Source organism: Rhodococcus sp. Leaf247 (assembly GCF_001426185.1).
Classification (GTDB): domain Bacteria; phylum Actinomycetota; class Actinomycetes; order Mycobacteriales; family Mycobacteriaceae; genus Rhodococcoides.
The window spans coordinates 148,542-173,610 of the sequence record NZ_LMRP01000001.1 but is presented as its reverse complement, the minus strand read 5'-3'; the positions used below and the strand labels follow the sequence as shown (position 1 = coordinate 173,610).

Sequence of the window (25,069 nt, the reverse complement as noted above, 5' to 3'; positions counted from 1 at the left end):
AACCGACACACCGGGACGAACGTCGGCGATCGTGGTCGGTGTCGACGGTCGACGCCGTGCGAGACTGATGTCGTCGCAGTCGAACAGAGGGGATTCGTGCGTTGGCCACCAGACTCACCACTCAGGACGCGTCGTTCTACTTCCTCGAGGCCAGCACGACTCCGATGCACGTGGGGTCGCTCGCAATCTTCCGGCTCCCGCGAGGGGGATTCAGTTACGACGAGTTGCTGAGCCTGGTCGAGAGCCGGCTCGCCCTGGTCCCGCGGTACCGACAGAAGGTGCGCGAGGTGGCGCTCGGTCTGGCGCGTCCCGTCTGGGTCGACGACCGCGACTTCGACATCACGTACCACATCCGCCGGTCCGCGCTTCCGAAGCCGGGTTCGACGGAACAGCTGCACGATCTGGTCGCGCGCCTGACGTCGCGCCCCCTCGATCGCACACGCCCGCTGTGGGAGATGTACCTCGTCGAGGGCCTCGCCCGTAATCGGTTCGCCATCTTCACCAAGTCGCACTCGTCGATCGTCGACGGGGACAAGGCCCTCGAGATCAGCCAGGTCATTCTCGACGCCACCAAGGCGCCGACACCGATGGCCGAGGAACTGTGGATGCCCGCGCGGGAGCCGTCCGAGAAGGCTCTGGTCGCGCAGGCTCTCGCCGAGATCGTGTCGCGGCCGGGAGAAGGCATCGAGGCTGTACGAGGGGCGGTCGGCGACGTGACGCGAGCCGCGGGCGATGCCGTGCGCGCGGCGGGCAAGTTCGCCGCTGTCGTGCGGAGCGCGGCCCAGACCGCCCCCACCAGTCCGCTCAACACGACGATCTCCCGCAACCGTCGCTACTCCGTCGCCAAGACGGACCTCGACGACTACCGACTGGTGCGCTCCAAGTTCGGCGGGACGGTCAACGACGTGGTGCTGACCGTGGTGTCCGGGGCGCTGCGCAACTGGTTGCTCTCCCGCGGTGAGCCGATCGGCCCGTACACGACGGTGCGCGCGATGGTTCCGCTGTCCGTGCACTCCGCGGCGTCGGAACAGGCGGGGGACGTTCCGCCGAACGAGGTGGAGTCGTTCCTGATCGACCTTCCCGTCGGGGAGCCCAACGCGGTGGTGCGCCTCTCGCACGTCTCGCACGCGACCGAGGCCCACCTGGGACCGAGCCGTGGGGTGACGGCGTCGACGTTGATCACTCTGTCGGGCTTCGCGCCCGCCACGCTGCATGCCATGGGTGCACGAGTGGGGTCGTCGCTCTCCCAGCGCATGTTCAACATCATTGTCACCAACGCGCCGGGTCCGCAGTTCCCGCTGTACGCGGGCGGAGCGCGGATGCTGGAGATGTATCCGGTGCCCCCGCTGGTACGCAACCAGGCCCTGAGTATCGGCTTGACCTCGTACGACGGCAACGTCTATTACGGTGTGAACGCGGACCGGGCGGCGATGCCCGACATCGACGTGGTCACCACGTTGCTGCACGAAGCGCTCGAGGAACTGCTCGACGCGGCGCGGGACGGCAAGAGCGTCAGGTAGGCACGGTCGACCGGCGACGACGAGGAAAGAGGCGCACGTGAGGGTGTTCGTTCCGGCGACGATGCGGATGTTGCAGACGTTGATCGACGAGGGGGAGTTCTCGCCCGTCAGTCGCACCGCGTTCGCGGTCACCCCGGCGCTGCGCGAGGCGTACTCGGCCGGTGACGACGACGAACTCGCCGACGTCGCGCTGCGGGAAGCGGCCCGCGCATCGCTCCGTCTGATCGGTAGTGAGCCCGGCAGCGACGACGTCGACGCCGAGGACGGTGAGGTGTCCGATGCCACTCCGATGTCCCGCCGAGTCGTCATCACCGCGGACATCGATCCGGTGACCCTGCGCCCCGACCTCGACGACGCGGTGGTGAGACTCCCGGAGCCGTTGTCGTTGACGCAGGTCGCCTCCGTGCACGTCGACCTCGCCGGGGCGGAGAGTGCCGTCGATGCGGCGGTGGCGGCGGTCGATGCTGCCGACCTCGGTGACCCCGACGCGGAATTCGTTCTCGGCGACATCGAGGACCACGAACTCGCCTGGTACGCGCCTCAGGAGATACCGTTCCTCCTGGAACTGCTCTGATAATTCCGCCCGTCTGCGCGTACAGGCCTGTACGCCGGTGAAAGCGGTTGCCGTGCAGCGAGATCGGCTCGAGAATGGGATGTGGGTCATGGCTTTCGATGCGAAGAAGTTCAGTGCGAAGAACTTCAGGGGCAAGAGCGTCAAGGAATGGCTGGAGGCGCCGGCCGCCTCCGTGTCGTCGCCGCGGCGCCCGTCGCTCAACGTCGTGCGCGGTGCGGTCGCTCGCATCACGACGCCCCTCATTCCCGACGACTACCTGCATCTGGCGAACCCACTGTGGTCGGCGCGCGAGCTGCGCGGACGCATCGTGCGGATCGAGAAGGTCACGGGCGACTCCGCCACCATCGTCATCAAGCCCGGGTGGGGCTTCGACTTCGACTACAAGCCCGGCCAGTACATCGGCATCGGCCTGCACGTGGACGGTCGCTGGCACTGGAGGTCGTACTCGTTGACGTCCGCTCCGGACTGGAACGACAAGCAGATCTCCATCGCGGTGAAGGCGATGCCCGAGGGCTTCCTGTCCTCGCACCTCGTCGGCGGCGTGCCATCGGGAACCATCGTCAGACTGGCCGCGCCGAAGGGCAACTTCGCGCTCCCGGAGCCCCCGCCTCGCAAGCTCCTGTTCGTCACCGCGGGTAGCGGGATCACGCCGATCATCGGCATGCTGCGCAGCCTCGACTCGCGCGGGACCATGCCGGACGTCGTTCACGTGCACTCTGCGCCGACTGCGGACGACGTCATGTTCGCATCGGAGCTGGCGGCTCTGGATGCGAAGTACGACTCGGTGACGTCCCACATCCAGCTGACCCGCTCGGACGGGAAGTTCGATCTCACCTCTCTCGACGAGCACTACCCGGACTGGCGTGAGCGCCAGACGTGGGCGTGCGGCCCGGCCGCGATGCTCGACGACGTCGAGAACGTGTGGAAGAACGCCGGCATCGCGGACAATCTGCATACCGAGCGGTTCGAGATCGTGCGTACCGGTGCGTCCACCGAGGGAGGAACCGTCACGTTCTCGGTGTCCGACCGTTCGGTAGCGGTCGACGGGGCGACCACGTTGCTCGAAGCCGGTGAGAAGGCCGGGGTGCGAATGCCTTTCGGCTGCCGCATGGGCATCTGCCAGACGTGCGTCGTCTCGCTCACCGACGGACACGTCCGCGATCTGAGGTCGGGTAAGGAACATTCGCACGGCGAGCGGATCCAGACATGCATCTCCGCGGCGGCGGGGGATTGCACGCTGGAAATGTGATCGGGGCCGCTCGGCGTACTCACCGGCTTCACAGGCTGTTCCGCTATTGTCGAAATGCCTGCCCCGCCGGAACTGCTCGGCGTGCGGCATGGGCACACGCCTATTTGGGGAGTAGACCAGTATGGCCATCACGGACATCTTGGAATTCGCACACCTGACCGACGAGGACATCGAGTCCCTCGGCCGAGAGCTCGACTCCATCCGTCGGGACGTCGAGGAGAGCCGCGGCCGCAAGGACGCGGAGTACATCCGGCGGACCATCGCGCTGCAGCGTGCCCTCGAGGTCGGCGGACGTCTGGCGATCATGGGCTCGAAGTGGCGCTCCGCCTCCCTCGTCGGAGCCGGCCTGTTGGCTGCCAGCAAGATCATCGAGAACATGGAACTGGGCCACAACGTGTCCCACGGCCAGTGGGACTGGATGAACGACCCGGAGATCCATTCCACGTCGTGGGAGTGGGACCAGACAGGTCCGTCCGCGCACTGGAAGCGCGCCCACAACTACTCGCACCACACGTACACCAACATCGTCGGCATGGACCACGATGTGGGCTTCGGGATCCTGCGGATGACGCGCGACGAGAAGTGGAAGCCGCGCAATCTGTTCCAGCCGTTGGGCAACCTGGTGCTGGCACTCACGTTCGAGTGGGGGATCGCGCTGCACGATCTCGATGCCGCGAAGCTCGAGGCCGGCGTACCCGCGACGCAGCTGCTCTCGGAGCCCAACAAGGAGTTCGCGCGCAAGGTCGCGTCGCAGGTCGGCAAGGACTTCGTGTTCTTCCCGCTGCTCGCCGGGCCGGCGTGGCGACGTGCGCTCGGCGCGAATCTGACGGCGAACGTCGTCCGCAATCTCTGGGCCTACGCGGTGATTTTCTGCGGTCACTTCCCGGACGGCGCGGAGAAGTTCACGATGGGCCAGTTCGAGACGGAGACTCACGAGGAGTGGTACCTGCGCCAGATGCTGGGCAGCGCCAACTTCACGGCGGGCCCGACCATGGCGTTCATGAGCGGCAACCTCTGCTACCAGATCGAACATCACCTGTTCCCCGACCTGCCCAGCAACCGGTACGCCGAGGTCTCGGTGCGGGTGCGGGCGCTGTGCGACAAGTACGACCTGCCGTACACCACGGGACACCTCGCCACCCAGTACTGGAAGGCGCTGCGCACCATCTTCAAGCTGTCGCTTCCGGACCAGCTGCTCCGACGCACGTCGGACGATGCGCCGGAGACCAGCTCGGAGCGCCGATTCCAGGGTGACGGCTCGTCGGTCGTCGACCGGGTCCGGTTCGATTCCGTGACCGGACGCAAGCGTGGATTGCGCTCCGCGCTGCACGAAGCGCGGCTCGAAGCACGCCAGGCAGTGAAGCGAGTCACAGATACGAGTGCGTAACCTACGGATGCGTAACTTCCGGTAAGGTAACAACGGTCAGGCCCGCACGGGCATCGACCACCTGCCGAGGAGTCATCTGCATGGCCATTTCCGATGTCAAGGAATATGCCCACCTCACAGAGGCCGACGTCGAGGCGCTGGGTCATGAACTCGACGCGCTGCGGCGCGAGATCGAGGAGTCGCGCGGCGAGAAGGATGCGCGGTACATCCGCAACACCATCCGCTTCCAGCGCACCCTCGAAGCCGTCGGCCGCACGACCATGCTCGCGAGCAACAACCGCGTGGCCTGGTGGGCCGGCAGCGCGATGCTCGGAGTCTCCAAGATCGTCGAGAACATGGAGCTCGGCCACAACGTCATGCACGGTCAGTGGGACTGGATGAACGATCCGGAGATCCACTCGACCTCGTGGGAGTGGGACAACACCGGTCCGTCCGAGCACTGGAAGCAGACCCACAACTACATCCATCACAAGTACACCAACGTGCTGGGCATGGATGACGACGTGGGCTACGGCCTCATCCGCGTGACGCGTGACCGCAAGTGGGTCCCGTTCAACGCCGGCAACCTCGTCTACAACACGCTGCTGATGCTCCTGTTCGAGTACGGCGTCGCCGTGCAGCACCTCGAACTGGGCAAGGCCGTGAAAGGCCGTGTGCCCAAGGAAGAGACGCAGCGCAAGCTGCGTGAGGTCGGCGAGAAGGTCGGCCGGCAGATGCTCAAGGACTACGCGATCACACCGGCGATCACCTCGCTGTCACCGGCCGCGTCCTACCGGAAGACGTTGACCGCCAACATCATGGCGAACGTCATCCGCAACATCTGGACCAATGCCGTCATCTTCTGCGGACACTTCCCGGACGGTGCGGAGAAGTTCACCCGCCACGATCTGCAGGACGAGACGCAGGGACAGTGGTACCTCCGTCAGATGTTGGGCAGCGCCAACTTCCACGCCGGACCGACCATGGCCTTCATGTCGGGCAACCTCTGCTACCAGATCGAGCACCACGTGTTCCCCGATCTGCCCAGCAACCGTCTCGCTGCCATCAGCGTGCGGGTGCGGGAACTCTGCGAGAAGTACGACTTGCCCTACACGACAGGGCCTTTCCTGGCGCAGTACGGCAAGTCCTGGCGCACCATCGCGAAGCTGTCGCTTCCGGACAAGTACCTCAAGGCCACGGCCGACGACGCGCCGGAGACGGCGTCGGAACGTAAGTTCGGTGGCAACGTCACCTCGACGGTCGACCCGGTGACCGGGCGTCGTTCCGGTCTGCTGAGTGCGATCAAGCAGGGCAAGGGCGGCAAGGGCCTCCGAAAGATGTTCGCCCGCTGATAGTTCGAGAGGGGCTCCGTCAGTAGGAGTCGTTCGACATCACGGCAACCAACAGCAGGCGGACCGCGGCGACGCGGTTCGCCTGCTGTCCTGTCAGGGCATCGAGTGCGCACTCCGGGTCTGCGGGCGGGCCGAGGTGGGTGCAGCCGCGTGGGCAGTCCTCGATGGATTCGGCCAGGTCCGAGAATGCCGCGACCACGTCCTCCGGGGAGATGTGGGCGAGCCCGAAGGACCGGATGCCGGGCGTGTCGATCACCCAGCCGCCGCCCGGAAGGTGCAGCGAGACGGACTGAGTCGACGTGTGTCGACCTTTTCCGACTCCCGAGACGATGCCCACCGCACGATGCGCCTCCGGTACCAGTCGGTTGACCAGCGTCGACTTGCCGACGCCGGAATGGCCGATCAGCGCGGACATGTTCCCGCCGATCATGGCGAGCAGGTCGTCCAGGGGACGATCACGACCGACCAGCACCACCGGCACATCCAGATCCGCGAAGACCGCGGAGAACTCCTCAGACGGCGCGAGATCGTCCTTCGTCAGGCACAGGACGGGGCGTAGTCCGCCGACGAACGCCGCCACCATCGCCCGTTCGACGAAACCCGAGCGCGGCGGGGGGTCCGCGAGCGCGACGACGATGAGAAGCTGATCGGCGTTGGCGACGACCACTCTCTCGTACGGGTCCGTGTCGTCGGCGGTGCGCCGCAACACCGTCCGGCGTTCGTCGACCCGGACGATGCGCGCCAGAGCGTCGACGCGGCCGGATACGTCGCCGACGACACCGACGGCGTCCCCGACCACGATCGGCGTCCTGCCCAGCTCGCGGGCTCGCATCGCGACGACGAGCCGGTCGGGATCGTTGTCGATGACGCAGCCCCACCGACCGCGGTCCACGGAGACCACCATGGCGTCGGACGCGTCGGCGTGCGTGGGGCGGGTCTTGGTGCGTGGACGAGTGCCCTTACCGGGCCGGACGCGGACGTCGGACTCGTCGTACACCCGGCGGATCAGCGGGCATCACCCGTCAGCATGGCGTCCCACAGACCGGCGAAGTCGGGGAGTGTCTTGGCGGTGGAATCGATGTCGTCCACCGTGATCCCCTCCACGGCGAGACCCACTACCGCTCCAGCCGTCGCCATGCGGTGATCGGCGTACGCACGCCACGGGCCGCCTCGCATCGGCGCCGGGTCGATCCGGAGCCCGTCGTCGGTTTCGGAGATGCCGCATCCGAGTGACCCCAGTTCCGCGGTGAGTGCGGCCAGACGGTCCGTCTCGTGACCACGCAGGTGCGCGATGCCGCGCAGACGCGACGGCGAGTCGGCGAGCGCAGCCATCGCGGCGACGGTCGGGGTGAGCTCGCCGATGTCGTGAAGGTCGACGTCGATGCCTCGCAGGGACGCCGGTCCCCGCGCGGTCAGAGCGGTGTCCGTCAAGGTCACCTCGGCTCCCATCTCGGACAGGATGTGGCGGAACGCGTCCCCGGGTTGCGTGGTGCGCGCCGGCCACCGCGGGATGCGGACCTCTCCACCGGTCACCGCGGCGGCGGCCAGGAACGGCGTCGCGTTCGACAGATCGGGCTCGATCGCGCGGTCGACCGGTGCGACGACTCCCGGATACACACGCCAGGTGTTCGCGACACCGCTGTCTGCCGGAGTGTCGACACGGATGCCGCTCTCGCGCAGCATCTCGACGGTCATGTCGATGTGCGGCATGGACGGCACCGGCGCGCCGATGTGCTCGATGGTGAGCCCCTCGTCGAACTGTGCAGCCGAGAGCAGGAGACCCGAGACGAACTGGGAGGAGCCCGACGCGTCGAGCTGGACGGTTCCTCCGCGGACCGACCCGGTCCCGTCCACGACGAACGGGAGCCGATCGCCGTCCACAGCGACTCCGACAGCGCGCAGGGCATCGAGAATGGTCTGTTGCGGGCGGGTGCGCGCGTGCGCATCACCGTCGAAGCGTGATCGGCCGACGGACAGCGCCGCGAGCGGGGGGACGAACCGCATGACGGTGCCGGCCAGGCCGCAATCGACGTCGCCGCCGCGGCGTGGACCGGGGGAGACCAGCACCGTCGTGCCGTCGTCGCCGGTGGGTTCGACGGTGGTGCCGAGAGTGCGGAGTGCCTCGATCATGAGGTCTGTGTCCCGGCTGCGCAGTGCACCGGTGACGGTGGACGGACCGCTCGCCAGCGCTGCGAGGACGAACGCGCGGTTGGTGATCGACTTCGAGCCCGGCAGCGCCACGGTCGCTCGAACGGGGTGGGGCGAGGTCGGGGCAGTCCAGGGCGTCACGTGCTCAGTCTCTCATCACCCGTGTCGGCGGATGTCCGCGACAGTGGCCCCGGTCGCCCTGATCAGATCCTCGGGAGAGAGTTCGATCTCCAGGCCGCGGCGGCCACCACTGCAGAACACTCGGGGATGGGCCAGTGCGGAGGCGTCCACGACGGTCGGAAGCGCCGATTTCTGGCCCAGTGGTGACACACCGCCGAGGACGTACCCGGTCGATCGACGCACGGCGACAGGGTCGGCCATGGCCACCTTGCTCCACCCCAGCGCGGCGGCGACGGCCTTGGGCGCGAGCATGCTCGGCACCGGCACCACTGCGACGGCCAACGACGGTCCGGCAGCGACAACCAACGTCTTGAAGACCTGGTCGGCGGTGAGGTCGAACCGGGCCGACAGAGCGTCCACGGCCTCGTCGCCGTACGCGGTGGACCCGCGGTCGTGGGTGTAGGTGTGCACGACGAATTCGATCCCGAGTGTCGTGAGTGCTGTCGTTGCCGGTGTCGCCGTACCTGCCACGTCGCCGATTCCTTTCCTGCCCTGCCGCCCGGCCATCCCCCGCGAGTACGTCCGAAGTGTCGTCCGCACGCGGCGTGTCCACAGCATTCTGGACGTACTCGCGGGGGGAGTGCGCGAGGGGAGTGCAGGGGGACGGCGCGGCGCCGGGAACAGGACGGAGCAGGCCGTGGTTGCAGGGGAGACGAGGACGGCAGGACGAGAACGCCGTCGGTCGAGCGAGGAGGACGTGTGAACGTCGTTGCACCCGTGCGCCCGGGGGTCGAGAGTCACTCGACGGTGCTGACGAATGTGGTGATCATCCCACCGGTAAAGTGGACGTCCGACGACGGTTCACCTGCCGCTGTCGCCACCGTCCGTGGACGGGACACGAGAGGGGCCAGCGTGACCGATCAGCCACACTCCGAACACCCCACGACCGGCACCACGACAGGTGCGGTGGATCCGGCCATCCTCGAGACCGAGGACGGGATCCGTTCGCGCGAGAACGCCGCGGACCTGACGGCACGGTTCGAGCGCGACGCGCTCCCGATGCTGGACCAGCTCTACGGCGCCGCGCTGCGTATGACACGCAACCCGTCCGACGCCGAGGACCTGGTACAGGAGACCTACGTCAAGGCGTACACGGCGTTCAAGAGCTTCCGCGAGGGCACCAACCTCAAGGCGTGGCTCTACCGCATCCTCACCAACACCTACATCAACTCGTACCGCAAGAAGCAGCGGCAGCCGGCGCAGTACCCCACCGACGAGATCACCGACTGGCAGCTCGCCGCTACGGCGGAGCACACGTCGACCGGTCTGCGCTCGGCCGAGGTCGAGGCGCTGGACGCTCTGCCGGACGACGACATCAAGGCTGCTCTGCAAGCACTCCCGGAGGAATTCCGGATGGCCGTGTACTACGCGGATGTCGAGGGGTTCCCGTACAAGGAGATCGCCGAGATCATGGGCACTCCCATCGGCACTGTCATGTCGCGGTTGCACCGCGGACGCAAGCAACTGCGCGGTGAGCTGGCGGAGGTCGCGCGTGATCGCGGCTTCAACCGGTCGGCCGTCGCCACCGAGGAGGTCGTGCGATGAGTGGGGATCAGTTCGAGGATCTGGACTGCTCGGCGGTCATCGCCGACGTGTGGACTCTGCTGGACAACGAGTGCGACGAGGCCAGCCGTCTGCGTGTTCAGCACCACCTGGACAGCTGCGGATCATGCCTCGCCCAGTACGGCATCGAGGAGAAGATCAAGTCGATGATCAACCGGAAGTGCGGCGGAGAGCGCGCACCGGACGGTCTTCGAGAGCGTCTGACGCTCGAGATCCGACGATCCGTCACCATCTCCACGGAGGACTGACGCACCGTCCGACCACAGACACGACGAGGGCCGAATCGCACTGCGATTCGGCCCTCGTCGTGTTCGGTCACTCGCCGTCAGGCGTTGGGACGCTTGCCGTGGTTGGCCTTGTTTCCCTTACGACTGCGCTTCTTACGTCCTCGCTTGCCCATGGTTGATCTCCTTCCTGTTCCACCCAGTTTCTCACGTGTGGTTGGCTGTATGTCCAGCGGCCGTGCACGAGCGCGGGTCGGCGTCGGTTGCGGCCGACGCGTGCGAGCGCAGAGGGGGATCGTGATGGCCGAGGACGTGCGGGCAGAGATGGTGTCGACGGTGTTCCAGGTCGTGGTGGCCGAGGGCGACCACGTGAACGAGGGGGATGCCGTCGTGGTCCTCGAGTCGATGAAGATGGAGATCCCCGTCCTGGCCGAATCGGCCGGGGTGATCACGTCGATCGACGTCTCCGTGGGCGACGTGATCCAGCAGGGCGATCTGATCGCCGTCATCTCCTGAGTCGTAGCGAGCTACCGCCGTGTCCACCCTGTCGGAGATGCTCGCCGATCACACCGAGCTCCCCGGCGAGGCCGTCGATCATCTGCAGCGAGTAGTGGGGGAATGGCAACTTCTCGCGGACACCTCGTTCGCCGACCTGTTGCTGTGGGTGCCGTCGGATCGATCCGACGGTCGCGCACCGGTGATTCTGTGTGTCGCACAGTGCCGACCCACGACCGCCCCGACGTACATCCCGGTGGACAAGGTCGGCGCGGTCGTCGGTGAGACGGAACATCCCGAGGTCGACGAATGCCTGCGGACCGACTCCATCGTGCGTGGGGGCGGCCGTCGGCAGGATCAGCACAGCCCGCCTCACGACGCGGTCCCGGTGCGGGTGGCCGGCCGTGTCGTCGCCGTCCTGACCCGCGATTCGGCCCCGGTGTCGCGGAGGCCTCCCAGCCTGCTGGAGGCGGCGTACCGCGACTGCGCTCACCATCTGTGCGACATGATCGCCGAGGGGTCGTTCCCCACCCCGTCGGAGAAGACCGACGTCAACTCGAGTCCGCGTGTCGGCGACGGTTTCATCCGACTCGACACGGCCGGCATCGTCACCTACGCGAGCCCCAACGCCGTGTCCGCCTACCACCGGATGGGATTGACAGCCGACCTCCCGGGGCACGATCTCGCCGCATCCACCCGTGCTCTGGTGACGGATCCTTTCGACGCCGAGGAGATCGCGTCCACCATCGCGGACGCGGTCACGGCGTCCGGTGGACGACGCATGGAGGTCGACGCTCGCGGTGCGACCGTGCTGATGCGGACGTTGGCGTTACAACCTGCCGGGAGGTCCGTCGGTGCCCTGGTGTTGGTGCGTGACGTGACGGAAGTGAAGCGACGGGACCGCGCGCTGCTGAGCAAGGATGCGACCATTCGCGAGATCCACCACCGGGTGAAGAACAATCTGCAGACTGTCGCCGCTCTGCTGCGGTTGCAGGCTCGCCGAACGGAGAACGACGAGGCCAAGGTCGCGTTGACAGAATCGGTACGCCGCGTCACCTCGATCGCGCTGGTGCACGACGTGCTGTCGAACGCGGTGGACGAGGTCGTCGATCTCGACGAGGTGGTGGATCGTCTGGTGCCGGTCATGGTCGATGTCGGGTCTCTGTCCGCCGATGTGACCGTGCGGAGAGAGGGAAGCCTGGGCGTTTTTCCTGCCGAGCGTGCGACTCCGCTGGTCATGGTGTTGACCGAGCTCGTGCAGAACTCGCTGGAACACGGATTCGATCCCGGATCGACAGGGTGCGTGACCATCCGGTCGACCCGGTCGTCTCGCACTCTGGACGTCGTGGTGCGCGACGACGGGAAGGGTGTGCCGGACGGTTTCGACCCGTCGTCGTCCGGTCGACTCGGCCTGCAGATCGTCTCGACCTTGGTGGCGGTCGAACTGAAGGGCACGATCACCGTGGTGCCGGCACCCGGTGGTGGTACCGATGCGATGTTGCAGGTGCCCCTCGGTCGCCGCGAACGCCGTTCCTGACGGTCCCCGGACACACAAAAGGCCCGGCACCTCGTGGGTGCCGGGCCTGCGTGCGTCTGTCGAACTATGAATCAGACAGCGGAGCGTGCGCGCGTCCGTGCGTTACGACGCTTCAGAGCACGACGCTCGTCCTCGCTCATCCCGCCCCAGACTCCTGCGTCCTGGCCTGATTCGAGAGCCCAGGTGAGGCAATCCGCGGTGACGGGGCACCGGTTGCACACCACCTTGGCATCGGCGATCTGTGCAAGGGCCGGGCCGCTGTTTCCCACCGGGAAGAACAGTTCCGGATCCTCGTCGCGACAGATAGCCTTATGGCGCCAATCCATCCTCTTACTCCTTACTGAGCGCACGTGGGCGCTGTCGAATCGTTCACGCCGGATGTGGACCCGGTCCGTGAGCTTGTTGTGGTGCAGTTCGTGTGCGCGGCAATCATTGTTTCCGCACTGTTACTTGTGAATGCTTTCACGAACCAACGGAAAGTCAAGAGATAACACGGGCGGGGTGGTCAAGCTCACTGGAACCGATTTGGATCCTGTACCACTTTCTGGTACCCGCCGCCAGAGACGTGAAACACACTTTCGCGGACGGGTGTCACACGGGTCCTGCGGGAGCCACCACGTCGAGCGCATCCGGTGCCGAGGCGAAGAGGACGTCGGTGCGTTCCCCCAGGTAGTCCCCGTCCACTTGCAGACCGGTGGGTTCGGAGCACCGTACGCGGACCCACGCCACGTCGTCCTCCCGGAGGAGGGCCGGTGATCGCGGGTCGGAGGACGCCGACAGCATCTTCGCGACCACTCGCAGCGATGTGACCACTTTTGTCGACCGCATCGCGAATACACCGAGACCGCCGTCGAAGGTGGTGTCCGGATTGGTATGAACGGGCCGATCCTCGAGGAATGTCCACGGGTCCGAGTTGGAGACGAAGGCGTAATGCACACCGTCCGAGACGACTCCTGTATCCGTTTCCACGGTCAAGACCGGGTCGCGTCTCTTGCGACGGAAGAATGTCCGAAGTGCGGTCCGCACGTAGCGCGCCGGCGTCACGACGTCGCCGCTCGTGCGCCCGTCGTCGATCGCCTCGCACACATCGGCGTCGAGCCCGAGCCCCGCGTTGAAGGTGAACCAGCGCTTGTCGCAGTGGCCCAGTCCGATCCGGCGATGGGTGCCCGACTCGATCAGGTCGATCAGTTGATTCGTGGCCTCGACCGGGTCCTTGGAGATGCCCAGCGACCGGGCGAAGACGTTCGCCGACCCGCCGGGAACCACGGCGAGCAGCGGCACCGGACCCACGGTCACCGACTGCATGGAGGTGGGCGCCGGGGTGCCGAGCAGGCCGTTGACGACTTCGTTGACCGTCCCGTCGCCGCCGTGGACGATCACCAGATCGATCCCGGAACGACGTGCCTCGGTGGCGACCTCGCTGGCGTGACCGCGATGGGTCGTGTGCAGCACGCTGAGCGAGACCCTGCTCGACAGGGCGTGCGCGACCAGGTCGCGGCCTGCTGCGGTGGTGGAGGTGGCGTTGGGGTTGACGATCAGGATGGCTCGCACGATCGTCCAGACTAGACGCGGGAACGGACGGCTCGACGCTGTCGACGTCGAACGGGTGTGCTCTAGGGTGGCCTGGTGCGTCTTTCGCTACCCGAATCCGGAGTACCGGCACCGATCCGCGTCGCCGGTCTGTTGGTGTCCGTCCAGGGCGCCATCGCCGTGGTCGTGGCCGTCGTGCTGCTCGTTCGTGGTGTCGCGGGCGCCGACGAAAGCGTCGTCAACGGCTTCGGTAGTGCCATCTGGTTCGCCGCGCTCGGAGCCGCGGTGACCACCGGGGGAGTCGCGCTGGTGCTCGGTCACCGGTGGGGCCGCGCGATCGCCATCGTCTCGCAGCTCCTGCTGCTGCCGGTCGTCTGGTCGCTGTTGACGGATTCGGACAGGCCCGTCCTCGGGACGCTCCTCGGAATCGTCGTGCTGACCGTTCTCGGGTGCCTGTTCAGCGGACCGGCGACACGGTGGTTGGCCGACGAGTACGTCGACACCGACGACTGAGCGAGAACGAGTGCGCCGTGTCAGCTGCCGGCGTCGACGTTGTGCGTGTGCACCTGCCGGAACTCGTGTTCGTAGCCGAGGACGCTGAACCCCGCCGGCGCCATGGCGAAACGCTTCCCCTCGGTCACCGGTTGCTCTATCCACCGGGCGATCACCGCGCGGGAGAAATGGCCGTGTCCGACGAGGACGACGTCCCGGTCGGCGAGCGTGGGAACCACGACGGACAGCACCAGATCGGCTCGCGCCGACACCGCGTCGATCGTCTCGCCGCCGGGACACGGATGGGTCCACACCGTCCAGTGCGGCGTGGTCTCCCTGATCTGGGGTGTGGTCAGCCCCTCGTAGTCGCCGTAGTCCCATTCCACCAGCGCGTCCCATTCACGGTCGACCGAGAGCCCGGCGAGTTCCGCCGTCCGCTGCGCGCGCGAGCGAGGGCTGCTGACCACCAACGGTCGGTGCAGGCCGAGCGCGGCGATGCGTGATCCGGCCGATCGAGCCTGATCCTCGCCCAGAGCCGTGAGCGGGATGTCCGTCGACCCCGTGTGACGCCCGCTCGCTGCCCATTCCGTCTGTCCGTGGCGCAGGAGAACGAGTCGCGCCTGCGTCCGCTGCCGCGTGCCGGAGGCCTCCGGCACGGAACCTTCGGTGGGTGTGGTCCTGGGTGACGGTGAGTCCGGTCCCGCTGTGGCAGCCATGGACGAATCATGCTCTGCCCGGTGCGCCGGCCGGTGACCGAGGTCTCCCGGAAACGACTGGTGGTCGGGTTCGCCCGGGGTGTTTACTTCTCTGGTCCGTTTCGTCACGCGCGCGGCGAGTCCTGCGTGCACCGGACCGAGCGGACCGGCCGAACCGGCGCCGCGACCGCGTTCGACGAAGCACTACCGGGAGACATCGCATGAGTAGCCAGAGCACAGAACCGTCACCGACGCCGGACGGTCCCGCGGTAGCGGAGAACGGTCTGGACGCCGCCGTCCTGAAGATCGCCGCCGTCATCGTCATCGGCGCGATCATGTCCATCCTCGACGTCACCGTCGTGAGCGTCGCTCTGCCCACGTTCGCCTTCGAGTTCCAGACGTCCTACGCCAACGTTGCGTGGACGATGACCGGCTACACGCTGGCGCTGGCCACGGTCATTCCTCTGACCGGGTGGGCGGCCGATCGCTTCGGCACCAAGCGGCTCTACATCCTCGCGCTGGTGCTGTTCGTCGCCGGGTCGATGCTGTGCAGCATCGCGTGGGACATCACCTCGCTGATCGTGTTCCGCGTGCTCCAGGGCTTCGGTGGCGGCATGCTGATGCCCCTGGGTATGACGATCCTGACCCGCGCGGCAGGGCCCGAGCGGATCGGCCGCGTCATGGCCGTGCTCGGCGTTCCCATGCTTCTGGGTCCCATCGCCGGACCGATCCTCGGCGGATGGCTCATCGACGCCGCGAGCTGGCACTGGATCTTCCTGATCAACGTCCCGATCGGCGCGATCGCCCTGGTGGCAGCGTGGAAGATCCTGCCCAAGGATGCTCCCGAGCCGTCCCAGTCCTTCGACTTCACCGGAATGCTGCTGCTCTCGCCGGGTCTCGCGCTGTTCTTGTTCGGGGTGTCGTCAATTCCCGAGTCCGGAACCGTGATGTCGGCGCGCGTGTTGGTCTCGGCGGCCGTGGGCCTGCTCCTGGTGGCTCTCTTCGTGCGGCACGCCCTGCGCACCGAGCACCCGCTGATCGATCTGAGGCTCTTCGCCAACCGGCATCTGAGCGTCGCCGTCATCGCCATGAGCCTGTTCGCGATCGCATTCTTCGGCGCCGGACTGATCTTCCCCAGCTACTTCCTGCAGGTTCGCGGCGAGACCACGCTGATGGCCGGGCTTCTCCTCGCCCCGCAGGGCTTGGGCGCCATGGTCTCCATGCCGATCGCCGGTCAGCTCGCCGACAAGATCGGACCCGGCAAGATCGTCGTCGCCGGCATGGTGTTCGTGACCGCGGGCATGGCCGTCTTCACGCAGGTGGGCGCCTCGACGTCCTACGTGGTGCTGCTCGGCGCACTGTTCGTCATGGGCCTCGGTCTCGGCGCGACGATGATGCCGATCATGACCGCTGCGCTGCAGACGCTCGACGACGCGTCCGTCGCTCGTGGGTCGTCGCTGATGAACATCATCCAGCAGTCGGCCGGGTCGATCGGTACCGCTGTCATCTCCGTCGTCCTGACCAATCAGCTCCTCGATCGCGCAGCGGCCGGTCCGGCCATTGCCGCGCAGAGCGATCCGGCCATCGCGGCCCAGCTTCCGCCGGGCGCGGTCGACACCGGACTGGCGCAGGCAGCCGACGCGTTCGGTGGGACGTTCCTGGTGGCCACCATCATCGTGGCGTTCACGTTCATCCCGGCTCTGATGTTGCCGCGCAAGAAGTTCCAGGCCGTAGCCAGCGGAGACAAGGCCGCTCGCGGAGCGATGCTGCACTGATTCGGCACCCTCGTGCACGAGGTTCGGCCCGGTGCGGCATCACGCCACGCCGGGCCGAACGTCGCTCGAACCACCCGGTGATGCCAAGATCGTGGGGTGACGACGATCCTGGCAGTGGCCAATCAGAAGGGTGGCGTCGCCAAGACGACCACCGTGGCATCGCTGGGAGCGGCACTCGTCGCTCTGGGCCGACGAGTACTCGTGGTCGATCTCGACCCGCAGGGCAGCCTCACGTTCTCGTTGGGCCACAACCCGGACAAGCTCGAATCCTCGGTCCACGAGGTGCTGACCGCCGGTAGCTCGGTGACCGAGGCGATTCTGAGCACCGACGAGGGCGTCGACCTACTGCCGGCGACGATCGACCTGGCCGGCGCCGAGGCTCTGCTGCTGATGCGGCCCGGTCGGGAGTACACGCTGAAGCGGGCACTGGCTCCGGTGCTCGAGAACTACGACGTCGTCGTGCTCGACTGCCCGCCGTCGCTGGGAGTGTTGACTCTCAACGGGTTGACTGCCGCGTCGAGCGTACTGATCCCGTTGCAATGCGAGACGTTGGCACACCGCGGTGTGGGCCAGTTGCTGCGTACGGTCAGCGAGGTGCAGCAGATCACCAACCCCGATCTGACCCTGCTGGGAGCGCTCGCGACGCTCTACGACGCTCGGACGACACACAGCAGGGACGTCCTCGCCGATGTCTCCGGGCGGTACGACATCCCGGTCCTGGCCCCGCCCATCCCACGGACCGTGCGCTTCGCCGAGGCGTCCGCATCCGGCACGTCCGTCATCGCAGGACGCAAGAACAAAGGCGCACAGGCGTACCGGGAGCTCGCGGACAATCTTGCTGCCCACTGGTCCGACGGTGCGGCGCTGCGGACGTACGTCGCCGACGAGTGACAGGTCAGCCGAGCGCGACCGTCTCGGAGCCGCGATGCTCGAACACCCGCGTGCCGACGACGGAGATCGCCACCGGACCGGTGTAGTCGGCTCGGTCCACCGCGAGAGTGCGTGACGCGACACCGGTGGCGGGATCGACCACGGCGAGCCCACCCGGCACCGGGACGAGAAGCTGCCCGGCCATGACGGCGCCCGCACCGAGGGTTCCCGCGATGCTCCATCGTTGCGTGAGATCCGTCTGGGTGAAACCGACGGTCGAATCGCCGGTCCACCACGAGATCACCGAGCCGGTGCGGACGACGTCGGACGAGACGGTGGCGTCCGACGGTGTGGTGACCGGGACGGAGACCGCCTGCGCGGACGTGAAGTTGGCCGATCCGTCGAACAGGGCGACGCGTGCGACCTCCGCACCGGACGCCGGCAGGTACACGGCCAGCCGGTCACCCACCACCGCGAGGACGCGGGCGGTCGAGGCGTCGTCGGGAACGTCGGCGAGAATCGTGGACCCGTACACGTCGGGGACGGTGCTGTCCTTCGGCGCAGGATTCATCGACGTCAGACGCAGCCCCTTCTCACCGGGGCACCGTTCGAGGACGGCCATCCGGGTGCTCGCGGACGCGCTGGAGACCAGCGTGCACCCGACGCGCGGCTGGTCGCGAGGATTGACGGGAGCGTCGACCCGGCCGTACTCGAGGGTGCGCACCAGATCCGAACGCCACACCTCGAGCCGAGTGGAGCCCAGCTCGGTCACGTAGGTGCCGTCGAAGGACAACCGCACGGGATCGTCGGCGTCGTTGGTGCGCTGGTCCTCGCGGGCCCCGGTCGACCCGTCGAGTTCGGTCACCTGGCCGCACCCGCGGTCGTCCCGGAACACCGACACCGCGGCGTCCCAGGCGCTGACGACCGAGCACAGCTCGACGTCACGCGTGTAGGCCCACGACTGCGTGCCCGTCGCAGGGTCCAGTCCGCGCACGGAGTGGTCGTCGGTGACGACGACGGCGCCACCCGCGGTGACGGGCGCACCCGGGCCTGCGTCGGACGACCGCCAGAGTTCGGACAGCGAGTCCGGGACCGACAGCGCCGACGCCGGTGGGGCGAGCGGGCTGTCGGCCACATCGGACGTGGTTCCCCGTGCATCGCTGCGAGCCCAGATCACCGTGGCGACGAGCACCACGACGACCAGGATGACCGCAGCGGCGATCACGTCGGCGCGGGAACGCCGTTCAGGAGCGAGCACGTGGGGTGGAGAATCAGTCGGTGGCCGACGCGGACGACGACGCCTGTGCCGACGAGCCTGCATCCGACGCGTGCGCAGCGGAGCCGGCAGACGAGCGGCGACGGCGGCGACGACGAGGCCGGTCCGACGGGGCGGATCCGTCCGAGGCGTCGGGACCGGTCTTCGGCGCTGCCGACGTGCTGTCCGACGTTGCCGACGCCGAGGTGGAGGCGTCCGCGGTGCCGCCGCGGGTGCGACGACGCGAACGGTCACGGCGAGACGACGAGGTCGACCCGGAACCGTCCGAGGTGCCACCGGACTCGACGGTCGGCGACGCGCCGTTGTCGGACGACGCGGCGGGGGCCTTCTTCGGCTTCGCGATGCTGCCCGTGGTGCCGCGGGGGATACTCAGCTCCGAGTACAGGTGATCCGAGCTCGAGTACGTCTCGACCGGATCGGGCATGTCGAGGCCGAGGGCCTTGTCGATCAGCTGCCAGCGAGGAATGTCGTCCCAGTCGACCAGCGTGACGGCGATACCCGTGCGACCGGCGCGGCCCGTACGACCGATGCGGTGGACGTAGGTCTTCTCGTCCTCCGGGCACTGGTAGTTGATGACGTGTGTGACGTCGTCGATGTCGATGCCGCGCGCCGCGACGTCGGTGGCGACGAGGACGTCGATCTTGCCGTTGCGGAACGAGTTCAGCGACTTCTCACGCGCCACCTGTCCCAGGTCACCGTGAACGGCTCCCACCGCGAAACCACGCTCGGCGAGATCGTCGGCGACCTTCTGGGCGGTGCGCTTGGTCCGGGTGAAGATCATCGTCGCGCCGCGGCCGTCGGCCTGCAGGACACGGGCGACCATCTCGGCCTTGTCCAGCGCATGCGCACGGTAGACGTGCTGAGCGGTGCGCTCGTGGATCGCGGAGGACTCTGCTTCCTCGGCCCGGATGTGGGTGGGCTGCGTCAGGAAGGTGCGAGCCAGGGTGATGATCGGGCCCGGCATCGTCGCGGAGAACAGCATCGTCTGACGCTTGTCCGGCACCATGCTCATCAGACGCTCGATGTCCGGCAGGAAGCCCAGGTCGAGCATCTCGTCGGCTTCGTCGAGGACGAGGACGCCGACCTTGCCGAGGACGAGGTGGCCCTGCTTGGCCAGGTCGAGCAGGCGGCCGGGCGTGCCGACGACGACGTCGACGCCGGACTGCAGCGTGGCGATCTGTGCTTCGTACGGACGTCCGCCGTAGATCGACATGACCTTCACGCGACCGTTGGCCGAGTGCAGATGCTTGGAGGCGTTCTCGAGGTCGGAGGTGACCTGCACGCAGAGTTCGCGGGTGGGGACGATGACCAGCGCGCGCGGCGTGCCGTCGAGGGTCGTGGTGCCCGAACCGTCGGCCGGACCCGTCGCCAGGCGGTGCAGCAGCGGCACGCCGAAGCCGAAGGTCTTGCCCATACCGGTGCGCGCCTGACCGATGAGGTCGTCGCCGGCCAGGGCCAGGGGAAGAGTCAGCTCCTGGATGGCGAAGGTGCGCTCGATGCCGATGTCGTTCAGACCCCGCACGATCTCGGGGTGGACGCCCAGCTCGGCGAAGGTCGGGGGAGTGTGGGTCGTGTCCAGGATCGCCGACACGGTGGTCTCTGCCACGGCGTCGTCTTCATGGTCGACAGTGATCTTGCTCAGTGTTTCGGCCTTTCTCGTATCCGTTGCCTCGCACGCACGACGAGGGCCAGGCCGATCGACGGCCGATGCCCTCGAATTCGCCGTCAGGCTGCCGCCTGCGTCGGCCGGCGATGCGGCGACACGATCGGCGGCAGACACGAATCAGGTGCGCGCACAATGTCATGAGCACGCTGCCGCGAATCGAAGGCGGCTGTGGCGACGAACGACCGTCGCCACGAGTCGGGCCGGAATCGGCCTCGACAAGCGAGCTCTCGGGCCATTCTACCTGGTCGGGCACCGAGCGCTCGGATCGTCTCTGCGCAGGCCCGTCGCGGACGCCCGTGGATGCGTCGACGACGGTAGTCTCGGCAGTCATGTCAGTGAACTCGGATCGTCCGTCCCCCACCCCCGAGGCGGCCCCGGCGCTGTCCGGCGATCCGTCGACCACGGTGCCCCCCGACCACCCCGGAATCGTGAGTCTTCTCGGCGTCCTCGCCTACGGTGAGATCTCCGCCTTCTACCGTCTCGTCGACGACGCCCGGATGGCGCCGACACTGGGTGACCGCATCGCGATGGCGAGCATGGCGGCCGCGGAGATGAACCACTTCGAGGTGCTCGAGGCCGCGCTGCGCGAGCGGGGACGCGACGTCCTCTCCGTCACCGAACCGTTCTCCGCCGCGCTCGACGCCTATCACGCGTCGACTCTGCCCTCGACGTGGATGGAGGTCCTGGTCAAGACCTACGTCGCCGACGGTCTGGCAGCGGACTTCTATCGCGAGATCGCGCACAGCCTGCCGTCCGACGTCGCCTCGACGGTTCGTGACGTGCTCGCCGAGACGGGCCACTCCGAATTCGTCGTCACCGAGGTGTTGGCGCGGGTGGCAGCCAGCTCGGCCGACAAGGATCGGTTGATGTTGTGGGGCAGAAGGCTTCTGGGGGAGGCCATCACGCAGGCGCAGTTCGTGCTGGCGCAGCGCGAGGAACTGACCGAGCTGGTCATGACGGCGTCCGGCGACTTCAACGGCATCGTCGCGCTCTTCGATCGCATGCAGATCCGTCACTCCGAGCGGATGGCGACGCTCGGACTCGTCTGACACATCGCTGTTCGCTGTGGGCGTGTGTGCCGCGGCCTCCCCGGCCGCCGGTGCTGCACTAGCCTGGAACGGACAGCAGGTTCGTGACAACGTTTTCGGAGGTCGACCGTGGAGGTCAAGATCGGAATTTCGGACAGCCCACGGGAACTGGTGGTCAACAGCGCGCAGACTCCCGAGGAAGTCGAGTCGCTCGTGTCCGCAGCGTTCGGCGGTGAGGGTGTTCTGTCCCTGGTGGACGAGAAGGGACGCAAGTTCCTGGTTCCCGCCGGGAAGCTGGCGTACGTCGAGATCGGCCCGTCCGACAGTCGACGCGTCGGATTCGCGTCGTCCGGTCGCGCCTGACGCCACTCGTTCACGCACGGACGGCCCCGCACTCGCGAGTGCGGGGCCGTCGGCGTATCCGGCTACGGGTTACTGGGACTGCAGGGGGACGTGCGACAAGCCGCCCCAGGCGAGGGTCACGGTGGTGTCCACCGCTTCCTCCTTGGTGATGGGGCGGTCGGCTTCGAGCCAGTAGCGCGCGGTGAACTGGCTGGTGCCCACCAGGCCGACGGCAAGGATGCGAGCCCGGTGCGGGTCCAGGCCCGAGTCGTGGCTGACCAGGTCGAAGACGGCGTCGACGCAGGCTTCCGTCGCCTGGTCGACGCGGCTCTGCACCTGCGGGTCACCCATCAGGTCGGACTCGAAGACGAGCCGGAATCCTTGGCTGTCGTTGTCGACGAAGTCGTAGAACGCCAGGACGGCCGCTCGCACACGCTTGTGGTTGTCCGTCGTCGATCGCAGGGCCTGGCGCAGGCCGGAGATGAGGCTGTCGACGTAGTTCTGGAGAACCGCGACGTACAGATCCAGTTTTCCGGGGAAGTGCTGGTACAGAACGGGTTTGCTCACCCCGGCGCACTCGGCGATCTCGTCCATACCGGCGGAGTGGTACCCGCGGGCGACGAAGATCTCGCTCGCCGCGGCGAGCAGCTGGGCGCGACGGGCATCACGGGGGAGCCGAGCACTGCGTCGACCACCGTTCGTCGGCGGCGTGCCGCTCGTGGATCTACTGCCCCCCGAAGTGCCACCTGTCGAGTTGCCCACGGAGGAGCTGCGGTCGGTGACGTCAGTCATGTGGTTCTTCTGTCCCATCCGCCGCTGTACCGGTGGACGAGGATCACTCAGGCATCGGAATTAACGCGGCATGTCGTACTGCAGATCGTGACGACGATACCCCGGCGCGCCGAGCCAGGGCCGCAGACGCGTGTGAGAACCTGGATCCGTGAACGACCGACGGCAGCCGCAGCGAGAGTCCGAGGCGCGTGACGACCGCGCCCGACGGTCGCATCAGCCGTTGCGGGCGCAGTGGGATCCCACCGCTGTGGACCCGTCCCGGCAGCGCCCCGCGCGGCCGGAGCGCAGTGCGCGCAAGCGCAGTCGCCTCGGCCGCTTCACCGCCACGTACGGATGGCGCGCGTACGCGATTCCCGTCCTGGCGGTGGTCACGATCCTGGTCGTCGTCGATGCGATCCGCGATCCCGGCACCGCGATCTCCACCGATTCCGCTCCCGGGTTCCCCGCTCTGAGCAACACCTCGGACGGCACCGGCGTGATCGGCGTACCGCCCGCCGCGGACGGCAACTTCGCCGAGACCGTGCCGTCCGGCCAGCTCCCGGACGGTGGCCAGTTCGCGGTGCAGGGAGCGGGGACGTGGCGTGTGGTGCCGGGAACCACCGATCAGGTGGGTCAGGGCACGGAGCGGACGTTCACGTACTCCGTGGAGATCGAGGACGGCGTCGACACGACAGGCTTCGGCGGGGACGAGTCGTTCGGCCGCCTGGTCGATCAGACCCTGGGCAACCCCAAGAGCTGGACCAACGACCAGCGGTTCGCGTTCCGACGCGTCGACACCGGTGATCCCGATTTCCGCGTGTCCCTGACCTCGCAGCTGACCATCCGCGACGCGTGCGGGTACGACATCCAGCTCGAGGTGTCCTGCTACAACCCCGGCATCGGACGCGTGGTGCTCAACGAGCCGCGCTGGGTGCGCGGCGCGGTGGCGTTCCAAGGCGACATCGGGTCCTACCGGCAGTACCAGATCAACCACGAAGTCGGCCACGCCATCGGCTACCAGGCCCACCAACCGTGCGAGACGGACGGCGGTCTGGCGCCGATCATGATGCAGCAGACGTTCGGAACGGCGAACGACGACATCGCCGTGCTCGACCCCGAAGGTGTGGTTCCGATGGACGGCAAGACCTGTCGCTTCAACCCGTGGCCCTATCCGAGGGCGTGACCGTGCCGTCACGTCCCCGCGAGCTCGCCCCGCTGGTCGATCCGGGACCGGAGCTCTCCCGTGAGCAGGTGGCCCGCTACAGCCGTCACCTCCTGCTCCCCGACGTGGGTGTCCTCGGACAGCGCCGCCTGAGGAACGCTCGGATCCTCGTGGTCGGCGCCGGCGGGCTCGGCTCCCCGGTCCTGCTCTACCTCGCGTCCGCGGGTGTCGGCACGCTGGGGATCGTCGAATTCGACGAGGTGGATGCGTCCAACCTGCAGCGCCAGATCATCCACGGCGAAGCGGACATCGGGCGGTCCAAGGCCCAGAGCGCCCGCGAGTCCATCGCCGCGGTGGATTCGACGATCGAAGTGCGGATGCATCAGGTCAGACTCGAACCGCGCAACGCGGTCAACATCTTCCGGCAGTACGACCTCGTGGTCGACGGCACCGACAACTTCGCGACGCGGTACCTGGTGAACGATGCCGCCGCCGTGGCCGGCGTGCCGTACGTGTGGGGGTCGATCTACCGCTTCGACGGGCAGATCTCCGTCTTCTGGGACGCCGCTCCCGGCGGGATGGGGGTGGACTACCGGGACCTGTATCCGGATCCCCCCGAGCCGGGGACGGTGCCGTCGTGTTCGGAAGCGGGTGTGTTGGGCGTCCTGTGCGGCGTGGTCGGATCGATCATGGCGACGGAGGCCGTCAAACTGGTCACGGGCATGGGGGACACGCTGCTCGGTCGTCTCCTGATCTACGACGCCCGCACGATGACCTTCCGCACCGTGACGCTGCGGCGTGATCCGTCCCGCGTGCCCGTCACCGCGGTGGAGTCCGACTACGAGGTCTCCTGCGGCGTGATCAGCCCCGCCCCGGCGGTGGTGTCCGTCGACGGCGATCTCGATCCTGTGCAGGTCCGTGCGCTGCTCGACGGCTCCGGCCCCGTCTCCCTGATCGATGTCCGTGACCCGGTCGAGTGGGACATCGTCCATCTCGACGGCGCGTCGCTGATCCCGCTCGCCGACATCCTGCGCGGCGATGCGATGACGTCGCTCCCACAGGATCGACCGGTCGTCCTCTACTGCAAGACCGGCATTCGGTCCGCGGAGGCATTGGTCGCACTGCGCGCGGCAGGCATGACCGATGTGCACCATCTGCGCGGCGGCATCGAGGCATGGACACGCGACGTGGATCCGTCGCTCCCGACGTACTGAATGCTCGGACGTGCCGAACACCGGGCGGACACGCTCGGCG

The 25,069-nt window shown here is 67.5% G+C and carries 26 protein-coding genes; 16 read left to right on the top strand and 10 right to left on the bottom strand.

Annotated features, from left to right (window positions below; translation table 11 throughout):
• Nucleotides 1–101 precede the first annotated feature (101 nt).
• The 5 genes from ASG64_RS00780 (at nucleotide 102) to ASG64_RS00760 (ending at nucleotide 6,061) form a co-directional block, all read left to right on the top strand.
• A complete protein-coding gene (locus ASG64_RS00780) occupies nucleotides 102–1,520 on the top strand; it encodes a WS/DGAT/MGAT family O-acyltransferase (protein WP_056069155.1) in 1,419 nt (472 codons plus the stop codon).
• 61 nt (nucleotides 1,521–1,581) lie between these two features.
• Nucleotides 1,582–2,094, top strand: a complete 513-nt coding sequence (locus ASG64_RS00775) for a DUF6912 family protein (RefSeq protein ID WP_200933430.1) — start codon at nucleotides 1,582–1,584, stop codon at nucleotides 2,092–2,094.
• A gap of 88 nt (nucleotides 2,095–2,182) precedes the next feature.
• Nucleotides 2,183–3,343, top strand: coding sequence for a ferredoxin reductase (locus ASG64_RS00770; protein ID WP_056072394.1), 1,161 nt, complete (start codon nucleotides 2,183–2,185; stop codon nucleotides 3,341–3,343).
• Nucleotides 3,344–3,464: 121 nt separating this feature from the next.
• The gene (locus tag ASG64_RS00765; RefSeq protein WP_042573236.1) at nucleotides 3,465–4,730 is read left to right on the top strand and encodes a fatty acid desaturase family protein; all 1,266 of its coding nucleotides are present in this window, start codon (nucleotides 3,465–3,467) and stop codon (nucleotides 4,728–4,730) included.
• An 80-nt stretch (nucleotides 4,731–4,810) separates the two neighbouring features.
• Nucleotides 4,811–6,061, top strand: coding sequence for a fatty acid desaturase family protein (locus ASG64_RS00760; RefSeq protein ID WP_042573237.1), 1,251 nt, complete (start codon nucleotides 4,811–4,813; stop codon nucleotides 6,059–6,061).
• 19 nt (nucleotides 6,062–6,080) lie between these two features.
• On the opposite strand, the gene rsgA is transcribed toward ASG64_RS00760, so the two are convergent.
• Genes rsgA through ASG64_RS00745 form a run of 3 tightly spaced genes read right to left on the bottom strand, consistent with a single transcriptional unit; the run spans nucleotide 6,081 to nucleotide 8,860 of the window.
• Complete coding sequence (rsgA, locus tag ASG64_RS00755; RefSeq protein ID WP_042573238.1) at nucleotides 6,081–7,058, bottom strand: ribosome small subunit-dependent GTPase A; 978 nt, start codon at nucleotides 7,056–7,058, stop codon at nucleotides 6,081–6,083.
• An 8-nt stretch (nucleotides 7,059–7,066) separates the two neighbouring features.
• On the bottom strand, nucleotides 7,067–8,350 hold the full coding sequence (aroA, locus tag ASG64_RS00750) for a 3-phosphoshikimate 1-carboxyvinyltransferase (RefSeq protein ID WP_056069149.1): 1,284 nt from the start codon (nucleotides 8,348–8,350) through the stop codon (nucleotides 7,067–7,069).
• Nucleotides 8,351–8,365: 15 nt separating this feature from the next.
• Nucleotides 8,366–8,860 carry an aminoacyl-tRNA deacylase gene (locus tag ASG64_RS00745; protein ID WP_056072392.1) on the bottom strand — a complete coding sequence of 165 codons (495 nt, stop codon included), beginning with the start codon at nucleotides 8,858–8,860 and terminating at the stop codon, nucleotides 8,366–8,368.
• Nucleotides 8,861–9,295: 435 nt separating this feature from the next.
• Between ASG64_RS00745 and ASG64_RS00740 the strand changes: the two genes are divergently transcribed.
• Together ASG64_RS00740 and rsrA are read left to right on the top strand one after the other, a co-directional pair.
• Nucleotides 9,296–9,934 (top strand): sigma-70 family RNA polymerase sigma factor, encoded by a 639-nt coding sequence (locus ASG64_RS00740; RefSeq protein ID WP_042573382.1) that lies wholly within the window; start codon nucleotides 9,296–9,298, stop codon nucleotides 9,932–9,934.
• The gene (gene rsrA, locus ASG64_RS00735) at nucleotides 9,931–10,200 is read left to right on the top strand and encodes a mycothiol system anti-sigma-R factor (RefSeq protein WP_042573240.1); all 270 of its coding nucleotides are present in this window, start codon (nucleotides 9,931–9,933) and stop codon (nucleotides 10,198–10,200) included. Before ASG64_RS00740 ends, rsrA begins: the two co-directional genes overlap by 4 nt.
• A 77-nt stretch (nucleotides 10,201–10,277) precedes the next feature.
• Here the strand turns inward: rsrA and ASG64_RS22275 are convergent, their stop codons facing one another.
• A complete protein-coding gene (locus tag ASG64_RS22275; protein ID WP_095413260.1) occupies nucleotides 10,278–10,352 on the bottom strand; it encodes a 50S ribosomal protein bL37 in 75 nt (24 codons plus the stop codon).
• Nucleotides 10,353–10,476: 124 nt separating this feature from the next.
• On the opposite strand from ASG64_RS22275, the gene ASG64_RS00730 reads away from it, so the two are divergent.
• Nucleotides 10,477–10,692: a biotin/lipoyl-binding carrier protein gene (locus ASG64_RS00730; RefSeq protein WP_042573241.1), complete on the top strand. Its 216-nt coding sequence runs from the start codon at nucleotides 10,477–10,479 to the stop codon at nucleotides 10,690–10,692.
• A 19-nt stretch (nucleotides 10,693–10,711) separates the two neighbouring features.
• Nucleotides 10,712–12,208 carry a sensor histidine kinase gene (locus tag ASG64_RS00725; RefSeq protein ID WP_056069146.1) on the top strand — a complete coding sequence of 499 codons (1,497 nt, stop codon included), beginning with the start codon at nucleotides 10,712–10,714 and terminating at the stop codon, nucleotides 12,206–12,208.
• A gap of 71 nt (nucleotides 12,209–12,279) precedes the next feature.
• On the opposite strand, the gene ASG64_RS00720 is transcribed toward ASG64_RS00725, so the two are convergent.
• Both ASG64_RS00720 and ASG64_RS00715 read right to left on the bottom strand, forming a co-directional pair.
• Nucleotides 12,280–12,534, bottom strand: a complete 255-nt coding sequence (locus ASG64_RS00720) for a WhiB family transcriptional regulator (RefSeq protein WP_042573243.1) — start codon at nucleotides 12,532–12,534, stop codon at nucleotides 12,280–12,282.
• 265 nt (nucleotides 12,535–12,799) lie between these two features.
• Nucleotides 12,800–13,759, bottom strand: a complete 960-nt coding sequence (locus ASG64_RS00715) for a diacylglycerol/lipid kinase family protein (RefSeq protein ID WP_056069142.1) — start codon at nucleotides 13,757–13,759, stop codon at nucleotides 12,800–12,802.
• A gap of 72 nt (nucleotides 13,760–13,831) precedes the next feature.
• Here ASG64_RS00715 and ASG64_RS00710 point away from each other — a divergent pair, with 72 nt between their 5' ends.
• Nucleotides 13,832–14,251, top strand: a complete 420-nt coding sequence (locus ASG64_RS00710; protein WP_042573245.1) for a hypothetical protein — start codon at nucleotides 13,832–13,834, stop codon at nucleotides 14,249–14,251.
• Nucleotides 14,252–14,271: 20 nt separating this feature from the next.
• On the opposite strand, the gene ASG64_RS00705 is transcribed toward ASG64_RS00710, so the two are convergent.
• Nucleotides 14,272–14,946 carry an acid phosphatase gene (locus ASG64_RS00705; RefSeq protein WP_082042870.1) on the bottom strand — a complete coding sequence of 225 codons (675 nt, stop codon included), beginning with the start codon at nucleotides 14,944–14,946 and terminating at the stop codon, nucleotides 14,272–14,274.
• Nucleotides 14,947–15,146: 200 nt separating this feature from the next.
• Here ASG64_RS00705 and ASG64_RS00695 point away from each other — a divergent pair, with 200 nt between their 5' ends.
• Together ASG64_RS00695 and ASG64_RS00690 are read left to right on the top strand one after the other, a co-directional pair.
• Nucleotides 15,147–16,700: a DHA2 family efflux MFS transporter permease subunit gene (locus ASG64_RS00695; protein ID WP_042573246.1), complete on the top strand. Its 1,554-nt coding sequence runs from the start codon at nucleotides 15,147–15,149 to the stop codon at nucleotides 16,698–16,700.
• Nucleotides 16,701–16,796: 96 nt separating this feature from the next.
• Entirely contained in the window at nucleotides 16,797–17,591 is a 795-nt protein-coding gene (locus ASG64_RS00690) for a ParA family protein (protein WP_042573247.1), read from the top strand.
• 4 nt (nucleotides 17,592–17,595) lie between these two features.
• On the opposite strand, the gene ASG64_RS00685 is transcribed toward ASG64_RS00690, so the two are convergent.
• Together ASG64_RS00685 and ASG64_RS00680 are read right to left on the bottom strand one after the other, a co-directional pair.
• Entirely contained in the window at nucleotides 17,596–18,828 is a 1,233-nt protein-coding gene (locus ASG64_RS00685) for an Rv3212 family protein (RefSeq protein WP_056069136.1), read from the bottom strand.
• Between the two features lie 13 nt (nucleotides 18,829–18,841).
• Complete coding sequence (locus tag ASG64_RS00680; protein ID WP_235579448.1) at nucleotides 18,842–20,452, bottom strand: DEAD/DEAH box helicase; 1,611 nt, start codon at nucleotides 20,450–20,452, stop codon at nucleotides 18,842–18,844.
• A 389-nt stretch (nucleotides 20,453–20,841) separates the two neighbouring features.
• Between ASG64_RS00680 and ASG64_RS00675 the strand changes: the two genes are divergently transcribed.
• Together ASG64_RS00675 and ASG64_RS00670 are read left to right on the top strand one after the other, a co-directional pair.
• The gene (locus tag ASG64_RS00675; protein ID WP_082042897.1) at nucleotides 20,842–21,561 is read left to right on the top strand and encodes a ferritin-like fold-containing protein; all 720 of its coding nucleotides are present in this window, start codon (nucleotides 20,842–20,844) and stop codon (nucleotides 21,559–21,561) included.
• A gap of 108 nt (nucleotides 21,562–21,669) precedes the next feature.
• On the top strand, nucleotides 21,670–21,903 hold the full coding sequence (locus ASG64_RS00670) for a DUF3107 domain-containing protein (protein WP_042573249.1): 234 nt from the start codon (nucleotides 21,670–21,672) through the stop codon (nucleotides 21,901–21,903).
• 69 nt (nucleotides 21,904–21,972) lie between these two features.
• Here the strand turns inward: ASG64_RS00670 and ASG64_RS00665 are convergent, their stop codons facing one another.
• Nucleotides 21,973–22,674 carry a TetR/AcrR family transcriptional regulator gene (locus ASG64_RS00665; RefSeq protein WP_056072386.1) on the bottom strand — a complete coding sequence of 234 codons (702 nt, stop codon included), beginning with the start codon at nucleotides 22,672–22,674 and terminating at the stop codon, nucleotides 21,973–21,975.
• Nucleotides 22,675–22,822: 148 nt separating this feature from the next.
• On the opposite strand from ASG64_RS00665, the gene ASG64_RS00660 reads away from it, so the two are divergent.
• Nucleotides 22,823–23,836 (top strand): DUF3152 domain-containing protein, encoded by a 1,014-nt coding sequence (locus ASG64_RS00660; protein WP_042573250.1) that lies wholly within the window; start codon nucleotides 22,823–22,825, stop codon nucleotides 23,834–23,836.
• Nucleotides 23,815–25,029: a molybdopterin-synthase adenylyltransferase MoeB gene (gene moeB / locus ASG64_RS00655; RefSeq protein ID WP_235579447.1), complete on the top strand. Its 1,215-nt coding sequence runs from the start codon at nucleotides 23,815–23,817 to the stop codon at nucleotides 25,027–25,029. The genes ASG64_RS00660 and moeB overlap by 22 nt, the downstream gene beginning before the upstream one ends.
• Nucleotides 25,030–25,069: the final 40 nt, after the last annotated feature.

Bases quoted from the DNA above. Each gene is read 5' to 3' on its own strand.
- ASG64_RS00665 (WP_056072386.1), bottom strand. From the start codon at position 22,674: ATGACTGACGTCACCGACCGCAGCTCCTCCGTGGGCAACTCGACAGGT.
- ASG64_RS00705 (WP_082042870.1), bottom strand. From the start codon at position 14,946: ATGGCTGCCACAGCGGGACCGGACTCACCGTCACCCAGGACCACACCC.
- ASG64_RS00720 (WP_042573243.1), bottom strand. From the start codon at position 12,534: ATGGATTGGCGCCATAAGGCTATCTGTCGCGACGAGGATCCGGAACTG.
- ASG64_RS00760 (WP_042573237.1), top strand. From the start codon at position 4,811: ATGGCCATTTCCGATGTCAAGGAATATGCCCACCTCACAGAGGCCGAC.
- ASG64_RS00695 (WP_042573246.1), top strand. From the start codon at position 15,147: ATGAGTAGCCAGAGCACAGAACCGTCACCGACGCCGGACGGTCCCGCG.
- rsrA (WP_042573240.1), top strand. From the start codon at position 9,931: ATGAGTGGGGATCAGTTCGAGGATCTGGACTGCTCGGCGGTCATCGCC.
- ASG64_RS00775 (WP_200933430.1), top strand. From the start codon at position 1,582: ATGCGGATGTTGCAGACGTTGATCGACGAGGGGGAGTTCTCGCCCGTC.
- ASG64_RS00675 (WP_082042897.1), top strand. From the start codon at position 20,842: ATGTCAGTGAACTCGGATCGTCCGTCCCCCACCCCCGAGGCGGCCCCG.
- ASG64_RS00765 (WP_042573236.1), top strand. From the start codon at position 3,465: ATGGCCATCACGGACATCTTGGAATTCGCACACCTGACCGACGAGGAC.
- ASG64_RS00730 (WP_042573241.1), top strand. From the start codon at position 10,477: ATGGCCGAGGACGTGCGGGCAGAGATGGTGTCGACGGTGTTCCAGGTC.
- ASG64_RS00770 (WP_056072394.1), top strand. From the start codon at position 2,183: ATGGCTTTCGATGCGAAGAAGTTCAGTGCGAAGAACTTCAGGGGCAAG.